This is a genomic window from Limnohabitans sp. T6-5 (assembly GCF_003063315.1).
Classification (GTDB): domain Bacteria; phylum Pseudomonadota; class Gammaproteobacteria; order Burkholderiales; family Burkholderiaceae_C; genus Limnohabitans_A.
Window position 1 is genome coordinate 1,198,626 of sequence record NZ_NERV01000001.1, and the last position, 22,898, is coordinate 1,221,523.

The 22,898-nt window shown below is 60.1% G+C and carries 21 protein-coding genes and 1 pseudogene; 11 read left to right on the forward strand and 11 right to left on the reverse strand.

Annotation, left to right across the window (positions count from 1 at the left end; genetic code table 11):
• The first annotated feature begins 5 nt into the window (after positions 1 to 5).
• On the forward strand, positions 6 to 953 hold the full coding sequence (tal, locus tag B9Z51_RS05100) for a transaldolase (RefSeq protein ID WP_108372765.1): 948 nt from the start codon (positions 6 to 8) through the stop codon (positions 951 to 953).
• A 266-nt stretch (positions 954 to 1,219) separates the two neighbouring features.
• The gene (gene pgi / locus B9Z51_RS05105; protein WP_108372322.1) at positions 1,220 to 2,752 is read left to right on the forward strand and encodes a glucose-6-phosphate isomerase; all 1,533 of its coding nucleotides are present in this window, start codon (positions 1,220 to 1,222) and stop codon (positions 2,750 to 2,752) included.
• A 910-nt stretch (positions 2,753 to 3,662) separates the two neighbouring features.
• On the opposite strand, the gene B9Z51_RS05110 is transcribed toward pgi, so the two are convergent.
• The 5 genes from B9Z51_RS05110 to B9Z51_RS05130 all read right to left on the reverse strand — a co-directional run bounded on the left by B9Z51_RS05110 (position 3,663) and on the right by B9Z51_RS05130 (position 8,046).
• The gene (locus B9Z51_RS05110) at positions 3,663 to 4,646 is read right to left on the reverse strand and encodes a plastocyanin/azurin family copper-binding protein (protein WP_158272827.1); all 984 of its coding nucleotides are present in this window, start codon (positions 4,644 to 4,646) and stop codon (positions 3,663 to 3,665) included.
• 151 nt (positions 4,647 to 4,797) lie between these two features.
• A complete protein-coding gene (locus B9Z51_RS05115; RefSeq protein WP_108372326.1) occupies positions 4,798 to 5,202 on the reverse strand; it encodes a nucleotidyltransferase domain-containing protein in 405 nt (134 codons plus the stop codon).
• Between the two features lie 118 nt (positions 5,203 to 5,320).
• Positions 5,321 to 6,970, reverse strand: coding sequence for a chaperonin GroEL (gene groL / locus B9Z51_RS05120; RefSeq protein ID WP_108372328.1), 1,650 nt, complete (start codon positions 6,968 to 6,970; stop codon positions 5,321 to 5,323).
• A gap of 43 nt (positions 6,971 to 7,013) precedes the next feature.
• A complete protein-coding gene (gene groES / locus B9Z51_RS05125) occupies positions 7,014 to 7,301 on the reverse strand; it encodes a co-chaperone GroES (RefSeq protein WP_108372330.1) in 288 nt (95 codons plus the stop codon).
• Positions 7,302 to 7,428: 127 nt separating this feature from the next.
• Positions 7,429 to 8,046 (reverse strand): helix-turn-helix domain-containing protein, encoded by a 618-nt coding sequence (locus B9Z51_RS05130; RefSeq protein ID WP_108372332.1) that lies wholly within the window; start codon positions 8,044 to 8,046, stop codon positions 7,429 to 7,431.
• A 289-nt stretch (positions 8,047 to 8,335) separates the two neighbouring features.
• On the opposite strand from B9Z51_RS05130, the gene B9Z51_RS05135 reads away from it, so the two are divergent.
• Positions 8,336 to 9,163 carry a lysophospholipid acyltransferase family protein gene (locus B9Z51_RS05135; RefSeq protein WP_108372334.1) on the forward strand — a complete coding sequence of 276 codons (828 nt, stop codon included), beginning with the start codon at positions 8,336 to 8,338 and terminating at the stop codon, positions 9,161 to 9,163.
• A 16-nt stretch (positions 9,164 to 9,179) separates the two neighbouring features.
• On the forward strand, positions 9,180 to 10,046 hold the full coding sequence (locus B9Z51_RS05140) for a lysophospholipid acyltransferase family protein (RefSeq protein WP_108372336.1): 867 nt from the start codon (positions 9,180 to 9,182) through the stop codon (positions 10,044 to 10,046).
• Here B9Z51_RS05140 and B9Z51_RS05145 read toward each other — a convergent pair.
• Both B9Z51_RS05145 and yihA read right to left on the reverse strand, forming a co-directional pair.
• The gene (locus B9Z51_RS05145) at positions 10,040 to 10,984 is read right to left on the reverse strand and encodes an alpha/beta fold hydrolase (protein ID WP_108372339.1); all 945 of its coding nucleotides are present in this window, start codon (positions 10,982 to 10,984) and stop codon (positions 10,040 to 10,042) included. The two genes, B9Z51_RS05140 and B9Z51_RS05145, sit on opposite strands and share 7 nt — an antisense overlap.
• Positions 10,985 to 11,585: 601 nt before the next feature.
• Positions 11,586 to 12,254 (reverse strand): ribosome biogenesis GTP-binding protein YihA/YsxC, encoded by a 669-nt coding sequence (gene yihA / locus B9Z51_RS05150; RefSeq protein WP_108372767.1) that lies wholly within the window; start codon positions 12,252 to 12,254, stop codon positions 11,586 to 11,588.
• A gap of 168 nt (positions 12,255 to 12,422) precedes the next feature.
• Between yihA and B9Z51_RS05155 the strand changes: the two genes are divergently transcribed.
• The 3 genes from B9Z51_RS05155 to ccsB all read left to right on the forward strand — a co-directional run bounded on the left by B9Z51_RS05155 (position 12,423) and on the right by ccsB (position 16,683).
• A complete protein-coding gene (locus B9Z51_RS05155; RefSeq protein ID WP_108372341.1) occupies positions 12,423 to 13,055 on the forward strand; it encodes a cytochrome c in 633 nt (210 codons plus the stop codon).
• Positions 13,056 to 13,249: 194 nt separating this feature from the next.
• Positions 13,250 to 15,370, forward strand: a complete 2,121-nt coding sequence (locus tag B9Z51_RS05160) for a cytochrome c biogenesis protein ResB (RefSeq protein WP_108372343.1) — start codon at positions 13,250 to 13,252, stop codon at positions 15,368 to 15,370.
• On the forward strand, positions 15,367 to 16,683 hold the full coding sequence (gene ccsB, locus B9Z51_RS05165) for a c-type cytochrome biogenesis protein CcsB (protein WP_108372345.1): 1,317 nt from the start codon (positions 15,367 to 15,369) through the stop codon (positions 16,681 to 16,683). The genes B9Z51_RS05160 and ccsB overlap by 4 nt, the downstream gene beginning before the upstream one ends.
• Before the next feature lie 206 nt (positions 16,684 to 16,889).
• Here ccsB and B9Z51_RS05170 read toward each other — a convergent pair whose 3' ends face one another.
• Positions 16,890 to 17,492 carry a response regulator transcription factor gene (locus B9Z51_RS05170; protein ID WP_108372347.1) on the reverse strand — a complete coding sequence of 201 codons (603 nt, stop codon included), beginning with the start codon at positions 17,490 to 17,492 and terminating at the stop codon, positions 16,890 to 16,892.
• Here B9Z51_RS05170 and msrP point away from each other — a divergent pair.
• The 3 genes from msrP (at position 17,485) to B9Z51_RS05185 (ending at position 20,507) form a co-directional block, all read left to right on the forward strand.
• Positions 17,485 to 18,480, forward strand: a complete 996-nt coding sequence (gene msrP, locus B9Z51_RS05175; RefSeq protein WP_108372349.1) for a protein-methionine-sulfoxide reductase catalytic subunit MsrP — start codon at positions 17,485 to 17,487, stop codon at positions 18,478 to 18,480. The genes B9Z51_RS05170 and msrP overlap by 8 nt on opposite strands.
• Positions 18,480 to 19,088, forward strand: a complete 609-nt coding sequence (locus tag B9Z51_RS05180; protein WP_108372352.1) for a sulfite oxidase heme-binding subunit YedZ — start codon at positions 18,480 to 18,482, stop codon at positions 19,086 to 19,088. Before msrP ends, B9Z51_RS05180 begins: the two co-directional genes overlap by 1 nt.
• 108 nt (positions 19,089 to 19,196) lie before the next feature.
• Positions 19,197 to 20,507, forward strand: a complete 1,311-nt coding sequence (locus B9Z51_RS05185) for a HipA domain-containing protein (RefSeq protein WP_158272828.1) — start codon at positions 19,197 to 19,199, stop codon at positions 20,505 to 20,507.
• Between the two features lie 10 nt (positions 20,508 to 20,517).
• On the opposite strand, the gene lysA is transcribed toward B9Z51_RS05185, so the two are convergent.
• The 3 genes and pseudogenes from lysA to B9Z51_RS19070 form a co-directional block, all read right to left on the reverse strand.
• The gene (lysA, locus tag B9Z51_RS05190; RefSeq protein ID WP_108372356.1) at positions 20,518 to 21,801 is read right to left on the reverse strand and encodes a diaminopimelate decarboxylase; all 1,284 of its coding nucleotides are present in this window, start codon (positions 21,799 to 21,801) and stop codon (positions 20,518 to 20,520) included.
• A gap of 67 nt (positions 21,802 to 21,868) precedes the next feature.
• Entirely contained in the window at positions 21,869 to 22,051 is a 183-nt protein-coding gene (locus B9Z51_RS18375; RefSeq protein WP_199227452.1) for a hypothetical protein, read from the reverse strand.
• Positions 22,052 to 22,144 (reverse strand): annotated as a pseudogene (locus tag B9Z51_RS19070) (lipoprotein); the annotation flags it as partial.
• 12 nt (positions 22,145 to 22,156) lie between these two features.
• On the opposite strand from B9Z51_RS19070, the gene cyaY reads away from it, so the two are divergent.
• Positions 22,157 to 22,489, forward strand: a complete 333-nt coding sequence (gene cyaY, locus B9Z51_RS05200; RefSeq protein ID WP_108372360.1) for an iron donor protein CyaY — start codon at positions 22,157 to 22,159, stop codon at positions 22,487 to 22,489.
• The last annotated feature ends 409 nt before the right edge of the window (positions 22,490 to 22,898 follow it).

Genomic DNA, 22,898 nt, shown 5'->3' on the forward strand with positions numbered 1-22,898 from the left:
CCTTCATGAACCAACTCAACGCACTCAAACAATTCACCACCGTGGTGGCCGATACCGGCGACTTCAAGCAACTGGCTCAGTTCCAGCCGCAAGATGCGACGACCAATCCTTCGTTGATTCTGAAGGCTGTGCAAAAGCCCGAATACGCCCCTTTGTTGTCCGAGACCGTGGCCGCTCATGGGGGGCAGCCGCTGGATGTGGTCATGGACCATTTGCTGGTGCGTTTTGGCTGCGAGATTTTGAAGACCATTCCAGGCCGCGTGTCGACCGAGGTGGATGCCCGATTGAGCTTTGATGCAGCCGCCACCGTGGCGCGTGCGCGCCGCATCATGGCCTTGTATGAGGCGCAGGGCATTGCCCGCGAGCGCGTGCTGATCAAGATCGCTTCGACTTGGGAAGGCATTCAGGCAGCGGCAGAGTTGGAGCGCGAGGGCATCCGCTGCAACCTGACGCTGTTGTTCGCGTTTTGCCAGGCGGTGGCGTGTGGCCAGGCCAAGGTGCAGCTGATTTCGCCTTTTGTGGGCCGCATTTACGACTGGTACAAAAAGTCCGAAGGTGCAGCGTGGGATGAAGCCGCAAAGTCGGGTGCCAACGACCCCGGCGTGCAGTCGGTGCGGGCCATCTTCAACCATTACAAAAAGCACGGCATTGCCACCGAGGTGATGGGCGCGTCGTTCCGCAACATCGGCCAAATTACCGCATTGGCCGGTTGCGATTTGTTGACCATCAGCCCTGAGTTGCTGGCGCAATTGGCCGCGACCGAAGCGCCGTTGAGCCTGGCCCTGGATGACGCTGCAGCCCAGGCGATGGACTTGCCTGCTGTGAGCTATGACGAAGCTTCTTTCCGTCTGGCCCTGAACGAAGACGCCATGGCCACCGAGAAACTGGCAGAAGGCATCCGCGCGTTTTGCGCCGACGCCGTGAAGCTCGAAGAATTGATGAAGAAAGTTTGAAATCCCATGGGTCTTTGTAGGTCGGCACCTTCAGATCCGACAAGCCTTTGTGGACCGCTAGCGGTTTGTCAGTCGCTTCGCGAAGTGATGGCTGTCGGGGCTGAAGCCACCGACCTGCGAATACCCTGTAGGTCGGCACTCGAAGAGTCCGACGTTTAGTGCCTATGGCGCACGTCCCAAGACGGAGTCTTTGACCGCCGACCTACAAAAACGGAAAACCCTTTGAGCGCTTGCCCTGAAAGCGCTCATCTCACTGAAAGACCCTGATGCGCTGTGACTTGACCCCTGCTTGGAAAAACCTGCAAACCCATGCGGTGGGATTTGCAGGCTTTGATTTGCGCACCGCGTTTGCGCAGGATGCCAAGCGGGCATCGGCCCTGAGCCAGATCGCCCCGTATGTCTTTGCCGACCTGTCGAAAAACCACACCGATGCCGCCACCGAAGCGCTGTTGATGGAGCTGGCCAGGCAAACTGGTTTGGCCTCGCACCGCGATGCCATGTTCCGGGGCGAACATATCAACAGCACCGAAGACCGCGCTGTGATGCACTGGCTGCTGCGCCAGCCTGAAGGTTCACTGTCGGGTGATTTGGCCGAGCCCCTCAAGCTGGTGCACGACACCCTCCAACCCATGCTGGCCTATGCCGAGCAGATCCGCGCCGATGTGCAAATCACCGATGTGGTGAACATCGGCATTGGCGGCTCTGACCTGGGGCCGCAAATGGCCGTGTTGGCGCTGCAAGACTTCGTGATCCCGGGCAAGCGTTTTCACTTTGTGTCGAATGTGGACGGGCATGAACTGGCTGCGGTGCTCAAGGGCCTGAAGGCCGAGAACACGCTGTTCCTGATCGCGTCCAAAACCTTCACCACGATCGAGACCATGACCAACGCCCGCTCGGCGCTGGCCTGGTTCAAGGCCCAGGGTGGCGGCGATGTGTCGCGCCACTTTGCGGCGCTCACCACCAACGTGTCGGCTGCGGCCGAGATGGGCATCACCACCACTTTCGGTTTTTGGGACTGGGTGGGGGGGCGTTACTCCGTGTGGTCGGCCATTGGCCTGCCCGTGGCCATTGCTATCGGCGCGCAAGGCTTTAAAGACTTGCTGGTCGGCGCACACGCGATGGACCAGCACTTCCAGTCTGCGCCGCTCGAAAGCAATTTGCCTGTGCGCCTGGGCTTGCTTGACGTTTGGTACCGCAACTTTTTGAACTACACCAGCCGAAGCATTGCGCCGTACCACAGCGCCTTGCGCCGGGTGCCTGCGTATTTGCAGCAGCTTGAGATGGAGAGCAACGGCAAGCGTGTGGACCGCAATGGCCATGCGCTGCCGTATGGCACTTCGCCCGTGCTGTGGGGCGAGCCGGGCACCAACGGGCAGCACGCTTATTTTCAGATGCTGCACCAGGGCACCGACGTGGTGCCGCTGGAATTCATCGCGGTCAAAAAGCCCACACACAGCCTGAAAGACCATCATGAGTTGCTGCTGGCCAATGTGATCGCGCAAGCGCAGGCGCTGATGCTGGGCAAGTCGGACGATGGTGGGCACAAGCACTTTCCCGGCAACCGGCCCAGCACCTTTTTGTTGCTCGATGAACTCACGCCCGCCAGCCTGGGTGCGTTGATCGCCTTGCAAGAACACCGCGTGTTCGTCAGCGGCTCGGTCTGGGGCATCAACAGCTTTGACCAGTGGGGGGTGGAGTTGGGCAAGGTGCTGGCCAAAGACATCCATGCGCGCATCGTGTCGGGCGACGTCAGCGGGCTGGATGCGTCCACTGCGGCCTTGTTGAACAAGGTTCGTTGATTCAGTTGTGACTTCGTAGGTCGGCGGTCGAAGACCCCGACAATGGGCGAGCAAGCTGAAACGCCAAAGCGGGCCATTGTGGTGAGATGTAGATGTCGGACTCTGCGAGTGCCGACCTACGAGGCTGGTGCCTTTTTGTAGGTCGGCGGTCGAAGACCCCGACAATGGGCGAGCAAGCTGAAACGCCAAAGCGGGCCATTGTGGTGAGATGTAGATGTCGGACTCTGCGAGTGCCGACCTACGAGGCTGGTGCCTTTTTGTAGGTCGGCGGTCGAAGACCCCGACAATGGGCGAGCAAGCTGAAACGCCAAAGCGGGCCATTGTGGTGAGATGAAGATGTCGGACTCTGCGAGTGCCGACCTACGGGGCTGGTGCCTTTTTGTAGGTCGGTGGTCGAAGACCCCGACAATGGGCGAGCAAGCTGAAACGCCAAAGCGGGCCATTGTGGTGAGATGAAGATGTCGGACTCTGCGAGTGCCGACCTACGAGGCTGGTGCCTTTTTGTAGGTCGGTGGTCGAAGACCCCGACAATGGGCGAGCAAGCTGAAACGCCAAAGCGGGCTATTGTGATGAGATGAAGATGTCGGACTCTGCGAGTCCCGACCTACGGGGCTGGTACCTTTTTGTCGGTCGGCGGTCGAAGACCCCGACAATGGGCGAGCAAGCTGAAACGCCAAAGCGGGCTATTGTGGTGAGATGAAGATGTCGGACTCTGCGAGTGCCGACCTACGGGGCTGGTACCTTTTTGTAGGTCGGCGGTCGAAGACCCCGACAATGGGCGAGCAAGCTGAAACGCCAAAGCGGGCCATTGTGGTGAGATGAAGATGTCGGACTCTGCGAGTGCCGACCTACGGGGCTGGTGCCTTTTTGTAGGTCGGCGGTCGAAGACCCCGACAATGTGTGACCACGCTCAATGCTTGTGTGTGCTGCGATCGTGATCTGCTTCGGGCTTGGTGGTGGGCTCTCTTGGCGCCACACCCGATAAGACTTTGATGGTTCCGCGCATGCCGGCTTCGTAATGACCCGGAATCAGGCAAGCCATTTGCAGGGTGCGGGCATCTGCAAAGGTCACCACCAACTCGCCGGTTTGCCCGGCTGCCACGCTGATGGCGGCCCCTGTGCCGTGCGGGTGATCGCTGCCATGGGCCAACCTTTGGGCTGCCGCTTGTTTCATAGCCTCGGCGTGAGCGCGAATGTCCTCGTCGCTGCCCAGCACCATTTCATGCGCTGTGCGGCCCGAATTGGTGACCACAAAACGGATGGTTTCTCCAGCGTGCACGTCGATCTGGTTGGGTGTGAAACGCATTGGGTCATCCATGTTGACCGTGATGCTGCGACTGACCACTTGCGCGATGGCCCCAGCCTTGAGCGAGGCCCCTTGGTGGTCGTCTGTTGCAGCGGTCTCGCCGTGGCTGTGCCCTGTGGCAGCCCAGTCGGGGTGGTGTTCCAGCCACTGCCAAGCGGCCCAACTGCTTGCTGAGACGGCTGTGCCGACCATCAGTAGATATACCGTGGCCGCCCGAGGCCAGTGGCGGGGTGCACTCAGGCCCAGCGCCACCACCGAGATGAAAAAGCCCAGCGGCACCACCCAGGCGCTGCGCGCGGGTGAATCCGGAAAATGCTGCAAGCCGCCGGTGAAAAAGCCCAGCCCAATCGACAGCAAACTGCCGATGGCCAGGGTCTTCATGAGGCCCGACTGCGGTGTGTCGGTATCTGCGGCTTGCCAACGGTGTTCGAGCCAAGCGCCCAGCACAAACAAAACCATGCCGACCAATGCGGTCCACAAAGAGCGTTCGCCGCTGAAAAAGCCGTGGTTGACGGCCCCCGAAATGAAGCTGATCCCCGAATACTTGAGCAGCATCGCCCCGTGGTGTTGTTGTAAAGAAGAGGTCATGCGTCCATCCATGCGCGGTTTTTGCCAGCGCGTTTTGATTGTTCAGCTGCGCGAGACTTGGCCCGTGCAGAACGTGAAAAGAGGAGGCGCGTTCAGGCGATGGGCGGGCGCCACGCTGCGCTCAATGGTGGCGGCTTTGTTGATCAGCACATCATCGGCCATACACGGCTCCTCTTCGCATCACGTCCTGGATCAAAGGCTGCCTGGCTGCGTCCCAATGCAGTTTTTCAGTGAGCATGGCGGCTTCAAACAAGCCCGCCGCCACATCCCTGGCCCACAGGCGTTCGCCTTCCATCAGAATTTGGTGTTGCATGACGGTGGAGGCTGCACGAAGGTCCAGCAGATCGACTGGGCAAGCGACCAGGTCGGCCATTTCCCCGGAGAGTTCAAAAAGCTCAACGGGATCGGCATAGCCTTCGACCAGCACGGCCAGATCCAGATCGCTGTCTGCATTGGCATGGCGGCCTTGGTCACGCACACGGCTGCCAAAGGCGTACACCGCCATCAGCTTGGGGAGCCGCTTTTGTAGCAGGCCAACAAGTGCTTGAAAATTCATGCAACGATTGTGGCGCATTTGCTGCACACCGAAAAAAAGCCCCGCTAGGCTTTCACCTTGCGGGGCTTTGTTTGGGGTCGGGTGAGGGCCTAAGCCCTCAGTCCGGACAGCCGAGCCATTACATGCCCATGCCGCCCATACCACCCATGCCGCCCATGTCAGGCATGCCGCCGCCCATAGGGGCGTCGTCTTTCGGAGCTTCCGAAACCATGCACTCGGTGGTCAGCATCAAAGAGGCCACAGAAGCGGCGTTCTGCAAAGCAGTACGGGTCACTTTTGTAGGATCCAGGATACCCATTTCGATCATGTCGCCGTAGGTGTCGTTGGCAGCGTTGAAGCCGTAGTTGCCCTTGCCGGCCAACACAGCGTTCACCACCACCGATGGCTCGCCACCGGCGTTGTACACGATCTCGCGCAGAGGCGCTTCGATGGCTTTGAGCACCAGCTTGATGCCGGCGTCTTGGTCAGCGTTGTCGCCTTTGATGGTGCCAGCTGTTTGACGTGCACGCAGCAATGCCACGCCGCCACCAGCCACGATGCCTTCTTCCACAGCAGCGCGAGTGGCGTGCAGGGCGTCTTCAACGCGGGCTTTCTTTTCTTTCATTTCGACTTCGGTGGCAGCGCCGACCTTGATCACAGCCACACCGCCAGCCAACTTGGCCACGCGCTCTTGCAGCTTTTCGCGGTCGTAGTCGGAAGTGGCTTCTTCGATTTGCACGCGGATTTGTTTGACGCGGGCTTCGATGTCGCCAGCAGCGCCTGCGCCATCGATGATGATGGTGTTTTCTTTGCCCACTTCGATGCGCTTGGCTTGGCCCAGATCGGCCAAAGTCACTTTTTCGAGGGTCAGGCCCACTTCTTCAGCGATCACTTTGCCGCCGGTCAGGATGGCGATGTCTTCCAACATGGCTTTGCGACGGTCACCAAAGCCAGGAGCCTTGACGGCCACAACCTTCAGGATGCCACGGATGGTGTTGACCACCAAAGTCGCCAGGGCTTCGCCGTCGACTTCTTCTGCAACGATCAACAGAGGACGGCCAGCTTTGGCAACGGCTTCCAGTGTGGGCAGCAGATCGCGGATGTTGCTGATCTTCTTGTCGAACAACAACACGAAGGGGTTGTCCATCAAAGCAGCTTGCTTTTCAGGGTTGTTGATGAAGTAGGGCGACAGGTAGCCGCGGTCGAATTGCATGCCTTCAACGACGTCGAGTTCGTTGTTCAAAGACTTGCCGTCTTCCACGGTGATCACGCCTTCTTTGCCCACTTTGTCCATGGCGTTGGCGATGATTTCGCCGATGCTGGTGTCGCTGTTGGCAGAGATCGAGCCGACTTGGGCGATTTCTTTGCTGGTGGTGGTGGCTTTGGTGGCCTTCTTGAGCTCTTCGATCAGGGCTGCAACAGCCTTGTCGATGCCGCGCTTCAGGTCCATCGGGTTCATGCCGGCGGCCACGTACTTCATGCCTTCGCGCACGATGGCTTGAGCCAGCACGGTCGCGGTGGTGGTGCCGTCGCCTGCGTTGTCAGAGGTCTTGGAAGCGACTTCCTTGACCATCTGGGCGCCCATGTTCTGCAGCTTGTCTTTGAGTTCGATTTCCTTGGCCACGGACACGCCGTCCTTGGTCACGGTGGGGGCGCCGAACGAGCGCTCCAGAACCACGTTGCGGCCTTTGGGGCCCAGTGTCACTTTGACCGCGTTGGCTAAAATGTTCACGCCTTCAACCATGCGTGCGCGGGCTTCGCCGCCGAAAATTACGTCTTTTGCTGCCATGTGAGTAGCTCCTGAAAGTATTTAAAAATGGGGACTGAGAGACTTATTCGACGACGGCAAACAGGTCTTCTTCTTTCATGACCAACAGCTCATCGCCACCGACCTTGACGGTCTGGCCGCTGTACTTGCCAAACAACACGCGGTCGCCGACTTTGACGCTCAGGGCTTTGGTCTCGCCTTTGTCGTTGGTCTTGCCGGGGCCGACTGCCAAGACTTCACCTTGATCAGGCTTTTCAGCTGCGGAATCAGGAATCACGATGCCCGAAGCAGTTTTGGTTTCGCTCTCGACACGTTTGACGATCACGCGATCGCCCAAAGGACGCAGTTTCATGGAATCTCCTAGATTTGAAACAAGGGTTTTAAAGAAAAGCACCCACTTCGGGTGCTTTTTAACGGTGTGGAGTTTTGTTAGCACTCAACTCCATCGAGTGCTAATGATAAGGGCATTTGCCCAAGTTTCAAGACACTGCCATCTCAATGCGTCTCATGGATGAGGGCTGTTCGGCATCAACACCCTGTTGTATGTGGGTGTGGATGTGGCCCAGTTGATAGCCATAGACCAGGTCGGTGCTGATGTCGTTTTCAAACAAGCTGATGCTTTTGGCCAGGTGCAGGGCACTGTCGGCGGGCAAGTCTTTGCTGTTGTAAACCACGATGTGGGCATTCTGGATGGTGTCTTCTTGCAAATGCAGTGGCGAGTTATGCAGCCAGGGAATGCGTGCATCAATGAAAAAGACCCCCACGTTTTGATGGATGCCCATCAAGTCCAGTGGTTGGGTCATGACCTTGACTTGTGCCCATTCCTTGAGAATGGTCAGCGCCGGTGTCAGTGTTTCGCTGCTGTGCAGGATGCAGACCAGCGGTTTGTCTGTGGTGGTCTGAGGGGCCTGAAAACCTTGCTGTTTGCAGTAGTGGCTGAAAGAGGTCGCCAGAATGCGTCGATGCCCTCCTTGTGTCACAAACGCTTTGAATACGCCGTTTTCGACCATGCGCTGGATGGTGCCGACAGACAGCCCCAGAATTTTGGCGGCTTGGCTGGTACTGAAGTACTCTTGCGAGCTCTGGGCATTTTTCATCTCGGATTCCTTAATTGGTGATTTCCGTGGTCGGGTTTGAAGTTTTTGGGTTGTTTGGATGTTATGAGCAGTCTTGCCAATCTGGTCGGTTGCTGAACCGGTAGCGGAGCTAACAAAAACAGGTAGTGTTACCACCGCGATGTTCCATCGACACGCATGTGTCGGGGTCTTCGACCACCGACCTGCAAATTCCCCGTGTCTCGTAGGTCGGCACTCGAAGAGAGCGACATGTCGGCTTGACGGGGCGCCGCCGCCAGGGGGCATGGTTTCAAGGCAAAATCCCCCTCCTATGCTGAGTTGGTTCCGTTTTTTTTCTCATTGGCCTTTGTTGGCCTTGCACGCCATCGGCTGGGTGGGCGGCTGGCTGGCTTGGTGCCTGTCGGGCACCTACCGTCGCCGATTTTTGGACAATGCCCGCCAAGCGGGCTTGAATTGGCGTGCTTTTGTAGGCGCCATTGGGCAAGCGGGTTGCATGTCAGCGGAGTTACCGCGTTTGTGGCTGGGCCGCACACCTGCCTTTGAATGGGCCGATGACCGGGCTGCCGTGCAGGCCTATGCCGCAGGTCAAGGGGTCTTGTTTTTGACACCGCACATGGGGTGTTTCGAGATCACGGCTCAGGCCCTGGCGCTGCGCTTTGCACCGGCGCATGGTGATTTGACGGTGCTGTACCGTCCGTCCCGTCATGCGGGACTGAATGAGGTCATGACCCAGGCGCGCAACCGCCCCGGGCTGGAGGCGGTGCCCACCACGCTGGCCGGGGTGCGCCAGATGATCAAGGCCCTGCGTGCTGGACGTGCCGTAGGTTTGCTGCCTGATCAGGTGCCCCCCGAGGGCATGGGGCAATGGGCGCCGTTTTTTGGCAAATCGGCTTACACCATGACTTTGGCGGCCCGTTTGGCGGCGCAGACCGGGGCGCAGGTGGTGCTGATCTGGGGTGAGCGTTTGCCTTGGGGGCGCGGTTACCGCTTGCACACCCAGGACTTGGGGCATGCCTTGTCGAGCGATCTGGACACGGCGGTGGTGCAAATCAACCAGGCCATGGAGGCGCTGATCTTGCAACGTCCCAGCCAATACATCTGGGGCTATGCCCGTTACAAGCAGCCGCGCTCCGCATGAACAGGGTCCTCTCAACATGGTGAATTTGCTGATCGCTTATCTGCGCTTGTGCGCCCGCTTGCCGCTGCCTTGGGTTCGCGCCTTGGGCACCGGGCTGGGTTGGCTGTTGTGGCATGTGGCACGCAGCCGCCGACACATTGTGTGTGTCAACCTGGAAAAAACCATGCCTGAGCTGTCGGCGGCTGAGCGCGAGGCGCTGGCGTATCGGCATTTCATATCTTTTGGCCAGTCGGTGATGGATCGCGCCTGGCTCTGGCACGCGCCCGAGTCGCTGGTGCGCCAGCGCTTGCGCTGGGTGGGCGACGTGTCGGCCTTGACCGCGCCGGGGCCTTTGGTGATGTTGGCGCCGCATTTTGTGGGGCTGGATGCGGGCGGCATGGCCGTGTCGCTGGATGTGCCGGGGCCGGTGGCTTTCATTTTTGTGGGGCAGTCGCGCCCCGCCGTCGAAAACTGGGTGCGCCAGGGGCGCGAACGTTCGGGCAATGTGCGGCCGTATTTCAGGCACCAAGGCATGCGCCAGATTTTGAGCGGCATCAAAAAAGGCGAGCCCCTGCACCTGTCTCCCGACATGGATTTCGGGCGGGAGGAGTCGATTTTTGTGCCCTTCATGGGGGTAGAAAAGGCGGCTACCTTGCCTTCGCTGTCTCGCTTGTCCAAAGTGGCGGGCGCCCGTGTGGTGCCGGTCGTCACGCGCATGACGGCGCAGGGTTATGACATCGAGGTGCATGCGCCTTTGGTGGATTTTCCGAGTGCCGATGCCGTGCAGGACACGGTGCGCATGAACCGCCTGCTGGCCGAATGGGTGCGCACCATGCCCGAGCAGTATTACTGGGTGCACCGGCGCTTCAAGACGCGGCCCGAGGGCGAGCCGGGGTTTTACTGAAACGGGGGCTGCAAAAAGTCGGTGATTTCCGTGATCACCCTTTGCGGCTGCTCATGCACCACCCAATGTGTGGCGTTTGCAATCGGCACCAGAGACAAGTCAGCCACATGCGTGTCCAGCCCCTCGGTCAGGCAGGGCAACAAGGCGATGTCGTCTTGCGCCCAGAGCAGCAAAGTGGGCACCTCAATACGCAGCATTTCGGGGGGCAGGCTTACTTGCGCCACAGCGGGGTCTTGGGGTGTTGATGGGCGCAGCGGGGATGCCCGGTAGTAGTTCAAGGCGCCGTCCAGGCCATGGGACCAAACTTCGCGGTAACGCGCTTGCAGGGCGGGCGTGAGCCAGGGCGCGGCTTTGGCGGCCAGGCTGGGGATGCCGCCGGTTTGCTCCGCATTGCTCTTCAAAAAACTCAGCAGCTTTTCAAAGTTGTTGGCCGAGAGCTGGGCCGCCGAGTCGGCTTGCACCAGAAAGTTCATGTAGGCGCTGGCCGCCTGCTGCGCCGGGTTGTGCTGCATGGCTTGCACAAAGGGGCCGGGGTGCGGGGCGTTGATGACCACCAGTTGGCGCAAGCGGTTGGCGTGCTGGTTGGCCACGCTCCAGGCCAGGGCGCCTCCCCAGTCGTGCGCCACCAGGGCGGCCAGGGGTCTGTCTTTGCCGCATTCGGCGTCGATCAGGGCGACGATGTCCTGCACCAGGAATTTGGCTCGATACGCCTTCACGTCTGTGGGGGCGCTGGATTGTTCGTAGCCGCGCAAATTGGGCGCCACGCAGCGGTAGCCGCCATTTTCCGGGCGCGAAAAGTGTTGCAGCAGCTCGTCCCAAACAAAGGCCGCTTCCGGAAAACCATGCAGAAACATCAACACCGGGCGGCCAGGCTCACCGCAGGCGCGGCAGCTCAGGGTGATGCCATGGGGCAGAGTTTGTTGCCAGGTGTCAATCATGCAGGTGCTCCTTGAGGTCCGGGGGCAGGGGGGGGGTGTCAGGGTTTGCGAATCATCACCACCCGAATTGCCAGCATGGCTGGCTGCCTTATCGTGGATATTGTCGGACTCTTCGAGTACCGACCTACGGGGGGGTGCTTTTTGTAGGTCGGTGGTCGAAGACTCCGACGATGGTTTGCGCACAGGCACAGCGCTTGATGGGGCGATGGTGGCCATGCGAAGAGATGTCGGACTCTTTGAGTACCGACCTGCGGGTGAGTGCTTTTTTGTAGGTCGGTGGTCGAAGACTCCGACGATGGCTTGTGATGAGGCACAGCGCTTGATGGGGCGATGGCGGCCGTGCGAAGAGATGTCGGACTCTTCGAGTGCCGACCTGCGGGTGAGTGCTTATGTAGGTCGGTGGTCGAAGACTCCGACGATGGTTTGTGATGAGGCACAGCACTTGATTGGGCGATGGCGGCCGTGCGAAGAGGTGTCGGACTCTTCGAGTGCCGACCTGCGGGTGAGTGCTTATGTAGGTCGGTGGTCGAAGACTCCGACGATGGCTTGTGATGAGGCACAGCGCTTGATGGGGGATGGCGCGTATCAGGCGCCGCGTGGATTATTCGTCCAGCGCTTCGGGCTCGTCTTCGGGCGGCTCAGCGGGCGCTGCCGCTTCAAGGCCGTCGGCGGAGTGCGTCCAGTCCCACAGCAGTTTGGCCACCTCGTCCACGCCTTGCTTTTTCAGGGCCGAAAAGAGCTTCACCTCGCCGCCACCGGCTTGCAGTCGCGCAATCGACAGGGCTTTGGCTTGCTCGGCGCGGGTGAGCTTGTCTGCCTTGGTCAGGATGATCAAAAACTTCAGACCTTCTTCGACGCGGGGGCGGATCACTTCGAGCAGGATGTCGTCGAGCTCGGTCAGGCCGTGGCGCGGATCGCACATCATGACGATGCCCTTGAGGTTTTCGCGACTGACCAAATAGTTGGCCATGACCTGCTGCCAGCGCAGCTTGTCCATCTTGGCCACGGCGGCGTAGCCGTAGCCGGGCAGATCCGCCAGCACGGCATCGGTGATGCCTTGCTTGCCCAGAGCAAACAGGTTGATGTGCTGGGTGCGGCCGGGTTTTTTGGAGGCAAAGGCCAGCTGCTTTTTCTGCGTCAGGGTGTTGATGCAGGTGGATTTGCCTGCATTGGAGCGGCCCACAAAAGCGATTTCAGGGGTGTCCATCGCGGGCAAATGGTGCAGTTGCGCGGCGGTGGTCAAAAAGCGGGCGGTGTGCATCCAGCCCATGGGCGTGACCGCCGCAGGGGTGGCGGGCGCGGGTTTGGGCGATGGGGTGGAGACGCGGGGACTGGAGCTCATAAATCAGGGGGCCTTGGGTCGTCAGGAAACTGACGCAGACCTCATTGTAGAATCCTTGGGTTTTGCGCCCATTCTTCCAACCATTGGACGACGCCCATGAAGTCTCTTGCCTCTTTTCTGATCTCAGCCACCCTGTCCGCGCTTGTGGCGGGTTCTGCATTGGCCAACCCCGCCGCTGCCCCTGCAGCCGCCAAGCCCGATTTGGCCAAAGGCGAAGCCGCATTTGCCATGTGTGTGGCTTGCCATGCAGCCGACGGCAACTCGACCACCCCGGTCAACCCCAAACTGTCTCAGCAACACCCCGAATACCTGATCAAGCAATTGCAAGAGTTCAAATCGGGCAAGCGTGCCAACGCCGTGATGAGCGGCATGGTTGCAGGCCTGAGCGATGTCGACATGCGCAACATCGCTTACTGGCTCGCTTCCAAACAAGCCAAGCCAGGTTTTGCCAAAGACAAAGACACTGTGGCCATGGGTGAGCGCATCTATCGCGGTGGCATTCCAGACCGTCAGATCGCCGCTTGCGCCAGCTGCCACTCGCCCAACGGTGCTGGCATGCCCGCCCAATACCCCCGCGTGTCGGGTCAGCACGCTGACTACACCACAGCCCAGCTGGTCGCCTTCCGTGATGGCGTTCGCAAGAACAGCATCCAGATGACTCAGGTCGCAGCCAAGATGAACGACCGCGAAATCAAGGCGGTTTCGGACTACATGGCCGGTCTGCGTTGATCCACAAGAAGATCCTTATCCAGGGGCTGCCCCCAGAGTTTTCAGGGTCTTCGGTCTGCACGCACAGTGCTGCGTCACAATCGGCATGCCGGTGGTGACGCGACAAAACAAGGCCGGTCTTCCGGCCTTGGTCGTTTTTGGCGGGTTTCGCTGGATGGCCCGCCCTCTTGTTGGTTTGTTCACACCTTTGCACCATGACGTTTGCTCCCAGCCCTGAATCCGAGCGCGGCTCCTCCCGATGGCACGCCGTGCAGGAGTTGCTCTCGTCGATGCGGTTTGCCATTTCCCTGCTCACCGTCATTTGCATTGCCTCGGTCATTGGCACGGTGCTCAAGCAAAACGAGCCCTCGGGCAACTACGTCAACCAGTTCGGACCCTTCTGGGCCGAGGTGTTTGAGACGCTCAAACTGCACAGCGTCTACAGCGCCTGGTGGTTTTTGCTGATCCTGACTTTTCTGGTCATCAGCACCAGTTTGTGCATTGCGCGCAACACCCCCAAGATCCTGGCCGATCTCAAGACCTACAAAGAAAACATCCGCGAACAAAGCCTCAAGGCCTTTCACCACAAGGCCAAGGGGCATTTGAATGAAGCGCCTGAGGCCGCAGCAAACCGCTTGGGCCAGCTGCTGGCCACGGGGGGCTGGAAGGTCAAGCTGCAGTCCCGCCAGACGGCGCAGGGCACGGGCTGGATGCTGGCGGCCAAGGCGGGTGCGGCCAACAAGCTGGGCTACATTGCCGCGCATTCGGCCATCGTGCTGGTGTGTGTGGGGGGCTTGCTGGACGGTGACCTGATCGTGCGCGCCCAGATGCTGTGGGGCGGCAAGTCGGTCTACAACGGTGGCGGTCTGATTGCCGATGTGCCCGCGCAGCACCGCTTGTCTGAGCGCAACCTGGCTTTCAGGGGCAACCTGATGGTGGCCGAGGACACCGCCTCTGCCACCGCCATCCTGAATCAATCCAGCGGCATCTTGTTGCAAGAGCTGCCTTTTGCCATTGAACTCAAGAAGTTCATCGTCGAGTACTACTCGACCGGCATGCCCAAGTTGTTTGCCAGCGACATCGTGATCCACGACAAGGCCACGGGCGAGAAAAAAGAGGCCCGGGTCGAGGTGAACCACCCGGCCAGCTACAAAGGCATCGAGATTTACCAGTCGAGCTTTGACGACGGCGGCTCCAGCGTCACGCTGCAAGCGGTGCCCATGGCGGCAGCCACCCAGCCGTTTGAAGTACAGGGCACCATCGGCGGCAGCACCGAGCTGAGCAATGGCGCCGAGAAGATGCGCCTGGAGTTCACCGGCCTGCGCGTCATCAACGTCGAGAACATGACGGGCGGCAGTGCACAAAGCCAAAGTGTGGATGTGCGCAAGGTCGACTTGCGCAGTGCCATCGATGAGCGCATGGGCGCTGGCCACAAAACCAGCCAGACCAAAGAGCTGCGCAATGTGGGCCCAAGCGTGAGCTACAAACTGCGCGACGCCGCAGGCCAAGCCCGTGAGTACAACAACTACATGGTGCCAGTGGACGCGGGCGATGGCGTGCCGGTGTTCTTGCTCGGCATGCGCGAGAGCCCGGCGGAGCCTTACCGCTACCTGCGCCCACCGGCCGACGAAAACGGCAGCCTGCAAGGCTTTATCCGCTTGCGCGCCGCGCTGGCCGATGCGCGTTTGCGTGAACGCGCCGTGCAGCAATACGCCCGCAAGGCGGTGGACCCCAAACGCCCCGAGTTGGCCAAACAGCTGGCCGATTCGGCTGCCCGCGCCTTGGGCCTGTTTGCCGGGCTGGAAGAGATCAAAGGCAAAAAAGTGGCCGGTCTGCAGGCCTTGGCCGACTTTCTGGAAGCCAATGTGCCCGAGGCCGAGCGCCCGCGTGCTGGTGAGATGTTCGTGCGCATTCTCGATGGTGCCCTGTTCGAGCTGGATGTTGCCGCGCGTGCGCAAGCAGGCGCCAAGCCGCTGGCTGCCGACAAGGTGCAGGGCTACATGGCGCAATCGGTGCTGGCGCTGAGCGATGCACCGTTTTACCCCGCGCCCATGACCTTTTTGCTCAAGGACTTCAAGCAGGTGCAGGCCAGTGTGTTCCAGGTGGCCAGAGCCCCGGGCAAGAACGTGGTCTATCTGGGCTGCTTTTTCCTGATCCTCGGCGTTTTTGCGATGCTCTACGTCCGCGAGCGCCGCTTGTGGGTGTGGCTGGCCCCTGAGGGCGAGGGCGCCAAAGCCAGCCTGGCCCTGTCGTCCAATCGACAGACGATGGACGTGGACCGTGAATTTGATCAATTGACAGCCCGTTTGCTGGGCCGTTCCGAGAGCAACCCATGAATTCAACCGTGACTTTGAACCCCGGCTATTTCTCACGCCGCAGCCTGTTGGACTGGGGCTTTGCCGTGCTGGCGCTGCTGGGCATGCTGTTGGCCTTCAGCCGCTACAGCGAGGCGATGGACATTTACGAGCAAGGCATTTTGGTGGCCAGCGTGCCAGCGGCTGTGGCCCTGGCTTGGTTCTGGCGGCCTTTGCGCACCTTGCTGCTGGTGGTGGCTGGCTTGTCGCTGTGGGCGGTTTATTCGTACCAGGGCGATCTGGCGCGTGCCGACCAGGTGTTCTGGCTCAAATATTTCCTGTCCAGCCAATCGGCCATTTTGTGGATGAGCATGGTGTTTTTCATGAGCACCGTCTTTTACTGGGCTGGCATGTTCATTCGTGGGCAGGGCGACGCCCTCGAGGCATTGGGCAGCCGCTTGGCCTGGCTGGGGGTGGTGCTGGCGCTGGTGGGCACCATGGTGCGTTGGTACGAAAGTTACTTGATGGGGCCTGATATTGGCCACATTCCGGTGAGCAACCTCTACGAAGTGTTCGTCATGTTCTGCTGGATGACGACGGGCTTTTACCTGTACTACGAAGCCCGTTACCGCACCCGCGCCCTGGGCGCTTTCGTGATGCTGGTGGTCAGTGCCGCCGTGGGCTTTTTGCTCTGGTACACCCTGGTGCGCGAAGCGCATGCCATTCAACCCTTGGTGCCTGCCCTCAAAAGCTGGTGGATGAAGCTGCATGTGCCCGCCAACTTCATTGGTTACGGCACTTTTGCGCTGGCGGCCATGGTGGCTTTTGCCTACCTGATCAAACAGCAAGCCAACGAGACCCGCTGGTACAAGCTGACCCCCATCTGGCTGCTGGGCGTGGCCTTGTGTTTTGTGCCGATCGCATTTCGTGTGCGTGCTGTGGCTGAGGCCGGAGGCAGTTACTGGGTGGGTTATGCGCTCATCTCTTCGCTGATTGCCGCGGGCATCTTGCTGGGTCGCCGTCGAATGGCCGAGCGTTTGCCAGCGCTGGATGTGCTGGACGATGTGATGTACAAGTCGATCGCGGTGGGCTTTGCCTTCTTCACCATCGCCACTGTGCTGGGCGCCTTGTGGGCGGCCGAAGCCTGGGGCGGTTACTGGAGCTGGGACCCGAAAGAGACCTGGGCCCTGATTGTGTGGCTCAACTACGCTGCATGGCTGCACATGCGCCTGATGAAAGGCCTGCGCGGCACCGTGGCCGCCTGGTGGGCTCTGGCGGGTCTGGTGGTGGTGACCTTCGCATTCCTGGGCGTCAACATGTTCTTGAGCGGCTTGCACAGTTACGGCACCCTTTGAACATCACTCCGTCGGCGCTTTGACTCCGGCGCAGTGGGTTTGGCAAAGGCCCATATCGGGGCTGAAGCCACCAACCCACAGACAGTGCGTCGCACCGGCATTGGGTTTTGATGGTGACGGCTTTTTGCAGGTCGGCACTCGCAGAGTCCAACATCTCCCTGGAGCCGTTTCGAGGCGAGACTTGACTGGACACCACAAGTGGAGCGTCAGACGGACTGGAATGTTCCGAGGCCTTGTGTGATGGCTTGAAGCATCTGCTCGGTGCGAAAGGGTTTCCACATGAAGGCGATGGCGCCTGATTCCTGGGCGGCCATGGTTTCGTGTGGCAGGCTTTCGCCGCTCATGAACACCACAGGGATGTCGTCGCCTGCTTCGCGCATTTTGGCGAGCAATTCGATGCCGCTCATTTTGGGCATGCGAATGTCCAGCAGCATCACCCGTGGGCCACTGGATCGGTCTGCGCGAAGGTATTCAGGGCCACCACAATGTGTACGCACTGCAAACCCGTGTGCATCCAGCACCATGCTCAGCATTTGCCGGATGTCTTCGTTGTCGTCGACCACTTCAATGATCGCCTGGATTCTCATATTTACCTGTATTGGCGCCAAAGGATCAATATTATCAAATTTAAAAGGTGAGTAGGAGCCAGCTCGGAGCCCATGGTTCAGGTGTGGCCATGCCCTGAAAGCAAGCATGCAGTGTTCCTTGAGCAAACAGTGGTCGGGCATGCCTAAGGATGCCGCAGCGTAAGGTATTGAAAACCTCGACAATCCATTTTTTGTCCACTGCTCCGAGGTGCCCATGCTCATTTTTTCTTCTGACAAAGGTTTTGTGCATCCTGTTGCCAGCGAGATCACCTCTTCGCAGGTTTATCAGGCGCGCCGTGACATGTTGCGGGGCCTGGCCGCGGGCTCGGCCGGCTTGGCGCTGACCGGTTGGGCCGGGCGAGCGGCCTGGGCTCAAGGGGCTCGACCGGGGGCTGGGGCCGCATTGCAGGCCTCCCCCTCCAGCGTGCCGGGTGCCATGACGATGGACAAGCCCACGAGCTACAAGGACGCGACCACGTACAACAATTTCTACGAGTTCGGCACCGACAAGGCCGACCCGGCCAAATATGCCCACACCCTCAATGCCCAGCCCTGGTCGGTGGAGATCGAGGGCCTGGTGAAAAAGCCCGGACGCTATGCCTTGGAAGACCTCATGAAGTGGGGCGCCATGCAAGAGCGCATTTACCGTTTGCGCTGTGTGGAGGGCTGGTCCATGGTGATTCCCTGGATCGGGTATTCATTGGCCGATTTGATCAAGCGGGTGGAACCCCAGTCGGGGGCCAAGTTTGTGGAGTTCGTGACCCAGGCCGACCCCAAGACCATGCCCGGTGTGCGCGGCGGCGCGCTGGATTGGCCGTACGTCGAGGGCTTGCGCATGGACGAAGCCATGCACCCGCTGACCTTGCTGGCGTTTGGCATGTACGGCGAGGTCATGCCCAAGCAAAACGGCGCACCCTTGCGCCTGGTGGTGCCCTGGAAATATGGTTTCAAGAGCGGCAAGAGCCTGGTCAAAATCCGCTTCACCGACAAGCAACCCGTGTCGTCGTGGGAAAAAGCCGCGCCGCAAGAGTACGGCTTTTACTCCAACGTGAACCCCTTGGTGGATCACCCCCGCTGGAGCCAGGCCACCGAGCGGCGCATCGGTGAAGACGGCTTGCTGGCCAAAAAGCGCAAAACCCTGATGTTCAATGGTTACGAAGCGCAGGTGGGGCAGCTTTATGCGGGCATGGACTTGAAGAAGTTCTTCTGATGCGCGGCTGGCTCCGTCGGCCCATCGCCTGGTGGGCGCTGTTGGCGCTGGGCTGTGGGCCCCTGCTCTGGCTGGTGTGGCGCACCCTGTCTGACCAGTTGGGCGCCAATCCGGCCGAAACCTTGATTCGAGCCACGGGCGACTGGACGCTGCGCAGCCTGTGCGTGGTGCTGGCCGTGACCCCTTTGCGCACCTGGCTGGGCTGGCCCGAGCTGTTGCGTTTTCGGCGCATGCTGGGCTTGCTGGTGTTTGGTTATGCCAGTCTGCACCTGCTGTGCTACGCCTGGTTTGACATGGGCTTTGACCTGGCTGACACGGTGCAAGACATCACCAAACGCCCCTTCATCTGGTTGGGATTCAGTGCTTTTGTGATCTTGTTGGCGCTGGCCGCCACCTCGTTCAACCGGGCCGTGCGCTGGCTGGGCGCCAGGCGCTGGCAAATGTTGCACCGGGGTGTTTATGCGGTGGCCGTGCTGGCCGTGCTGCACTTTTGGTGGATGAGGGCGGGCAAACAGAATTTTGCCGAGGTGTTGGTGTATGCGGGTGTGTTGGCGGGTTTGCTCGGTTGGCGGGTTTGGCGAGGTTTGAGGCGGTGGTCCATTCGGTGATTTATCTATCAATAAAAAACACAATTTTTTGTAAAAATTGTTTTTTGACAAGTACTTGGGATAAAGTATCTATTAATGAATGATGCTGATTTACCCCTTCAAACAGCTTTGCATCAGTTGCTGGCAAGAACGCCGGAGCTGACCGCCGCCCAGCTGCAGGCGGCCACTGGCAAGAGCCAGCCGAGCATTTCGCTGGCACTCAAGGCCTTGGGGTTGGGTCAGCCGAACGGGGTTGTGCATCGCCTGGGTGCTGCACGCAGCACGCGCTATGCATTGACACAAAGCATTCAAGGCTTGCCCGCCCGTCACGAACTGTTGTGCGATGGGCCTGACGGGGTGCCGCAGCCATTTGGGGCCTTGACTTACCTGAGCAGTGACCGCGTGCATGTGCGCAGTGGCGCACACGAGTGGTTGGCACAAGGCGGTTTGCCCTGGTTTCTGACGCCACTTCAGCCTCAGGGATTTTTAGGCCGTGAATTGGCCCGTTTGCGGCCCGACTTCCCAGCCGATCCCGAGCGCTGGTCATTGGCCCAGTTGCTCTACTTCGTGGTCAACCATGTGCGCGATCCCAGTGGGGCATTTGCTGTAGATGGACCGGCACTGACCGTGCCCGGCGCAGTTCTCAGCGAGACACCTTCTCTGGCAGATGCCTGTGACCAGTTGGCGGCGCTGTCAGGCATCAGCTTGCCTGCAGGATCATCGGCGGCGGGCGAGCAACCTAAGTTTTTGCTGCGTGAATCCGACGACAGACGCTGGGTTGTCAAGTTCAGCCCCCCGCGTGGCACGCCCTTTGGGGAGCGCTGGCACGCCTTGCTGCACCTTGAAAAATTGGCTTTGGACGTGTTGCAAGACCATGGCGTCGCTTGTGCTGACACCCAGATCGTAGAAACCGACACACGCACTTATTTGCTGTCCAGGCGTTTTGACCGCAGTGCGCTGTTTGGCTACCGCCATTTGGTGGCCGCAGCGGCCGTGCATGACCACTTTGTCCGTGCGCCACGCCAGCACTGGGTGGGCACCTGTCGCGCGCTGCAGGGGCAAGCCTTGCTGAATTCAGACGGGGTGGATATTGCGGCACAGGCTTATTTGTTTGGCCAGTTCATCGGCAACACCGACATGCACTTTGGCAACCTGTCATTTTTCGTGAAAGACGTGACCCGCCCGCGTTTTGAAGTGGCGCCGATCTACGACATGCTGCCCATGATGTGGCGCCCCAGCATCCACAGCGGCAGTCTGGATGCTGAGCCCTTGCGGCAGCCCCCGGCTTTGGCCGGTTTCGCCGCCCTTGCCGACGCAGCCCTGGACTGCGCGGTGGATTACTGGCAGCGTGCCGCTGCCATGGGCACCTTGGGGTCTGCATTGCAGGCGGTGTGCGACATCAATGCCCAGCGTTTGAAAACGCGTTTTGCCGGTCTGTGAAGGCGTCGCCTCAGACCAGCTGTTCCAGTGCAAAGGTGTCAAACGCCGATTCGCGCTGGCGAATCAGGTGGGCTTTGGTGCCATCCACCAGAATTTCAGCAGCGCGGCCTCGGGTGTTGTAGTTGCTGGCCATGCTCATGCAGTAAGCGCCTGCTGACAGCACGGCGAGCACGTCACCCGCTGCTACCCGCATTTGGCGGTCGCGACCGATCCAGTCGCCGCTTTCGCACACCGGACCGACCACGTCGTACACCACACCATCGCCTGGGCGGGGTGTCACCGGCACGATCTGGTGGAAGGCCTGGTACATGGCCGGGCGCGGCAGGTCGTTCATGGCGGCGTCGACGATGCAGAAATTCTTTTGCTCGCCGGGCTTGAGGTAGAGCACCTCGGTCAGGCACACGCCGGCATTGCCGACGAGTGAGCGACCTGGTTCGATCATCAGCTGGCGCTGGCCGTAGCCACGGGCATCGAGCTTGGCCAGCAGCTGCGCCCACAACGCATCGGCTTCGGGCGGTTTGTCGCCGTTGTAGTTGATGCCCAGACCGCCACCAAAGTCGATGTGGTGGATGGGGATGCCTGCAGCCTCGACCTCGGCCACCAGGTCGAGCACGCGGTCCATGGCGTCCAGATAGGGCGTGCTGTCGGTGATTTGCGAGCCAATGTGGCAGTCAATGCCCACCACCTTCAGACCCGGCAGGCTGGCGGCGTGGCGGTAGGCGCGCAGCGCGTCTTCGTGGGCGATGCCGAACTTGTTTCCCTTAAGACCGGTCGAAATGTAGGGGTGGGTTTTGGGGTCCACATTGGGGTTCACGCGCAGGCTGACTGGGGCTTGTTTGCCCAGACTGAGCGCCACCTCGCTCAGCACATCGAGTTCGGCTTCGCTTTCCACGTTGAAGCAGCCAATGCCCACTTGCAAGGCTTGTTTCATCTCATGACGGGTTTTGCCCACGCCCGAAAAAATCACCTTTGCTGGATCGCCGCCTGCGGCCAGCACGCGGGCCAGTTCGCCGCCCGAGACGATGTCAAAGCCGCAACCGGCGTCAGCAAACACCTGCAGGATGGCCAGGCTGGAGTTGGCCTTCATGGCATAGCAAATTTGCGCCTGGCGCCCGGCAAAGCCGCGCTGGTAGGCGGCCAGGTCCGACAGCATGGCGGCTTTGGAGTAAACGAACAGTGGGGTGCCGTGTTCGCGGGCCAGCTCAGACAAGCTCACGCCTTCGATAAGCAGCTGATCGCCCGAATAGGCGATGTGGGGTTGGCCGGGCAAGGTGGCGTTGAGGGAGGTGTTCATGTGCGCAATTCAGAGGGACAAATTGGGGGGCAAATATGGGGGCGGGCAGAGGGGGCGGTCGTGCCTGTCAAGGCGCCAGAGGGGGCATGCCGGGCAAATCGGTTACTTCCGCAGGAGTTTGATCTGGCGGCTGCTGCGCAGGCAATGCCGGTCGGGCTGGTAGCTTGGGCGATGTTGTGGATTTTTGATGCCAGGGGTTGAGGGCTTCGACCAAGGTGGCACGTCCGACCGATTCGGGGGTGGTGGGCATGAGCAGCGGCCCTTTTTGACCGCAAGCGCTCAATACAGCCGTACCCCCAACAAGGGCAAGTGTCGTGACTAGAATCCTGGATACCTTCAACATGCACCGATTGTAATGACCGACCTTGAATTTCTGGACCACGCGGAACGCCTGTTGGCGGGCATCGAGACGAGTTGCGATCGCCTGAACGACGACACGGATGCCGATGTCGACAACCAGCGCGTGGGCGGCATGATCACGCTCACCTTTCCCAACCGCAGCCAGATCGTGGTCAACCTGCAAAAGCCCTTGCACGAAGTCTGGTTGGCGGCGCGCTGTGGCGGTTTTCATTACCGTTTTGATGGCGCGCAATGGTTGGACACCAAGGGCCAAGGCGAGTTTTGGGACAGCCTGTCGCATTATGCCTCGGAGCAGGCTGGGCAAAATTTGCAGTTTGGGCAGCAGTAAAAACGTCTCACCCGAAATTGCCGTCCCACGAGAGGCATTGGCAGGTCGGTGGCTTCAGCCCCGACAAGTGCAGGACTTCGCAGTCTTGTAGGTCGGTGGTCGAAGACCCCGACAGCGGCTGGGCAGGCCCTTTTGCCAGTCACAAGCCCGCAGCCCCATTCAACAATGTCGGACTCTGTAGGGGCCGACCTGCGCAAACCAACGCCGTCTTGTAGGTCGGTGGTCGAAGACCCCGACAGCGGCTGGGCAAGCCCTGTTGCCAGTCACAAGCCCGCAGCCCCATTCAACAATGTCGGACTCTGTGAGTGCCGACCTGCGCAAACCAACGCAGTCTTGTAGGTCGGTGGTCGAAGACCCCGACAGTGGCTGGGCAGGCCCTTTTGCCAGTCACAAGCCCGCAGCCCCATTC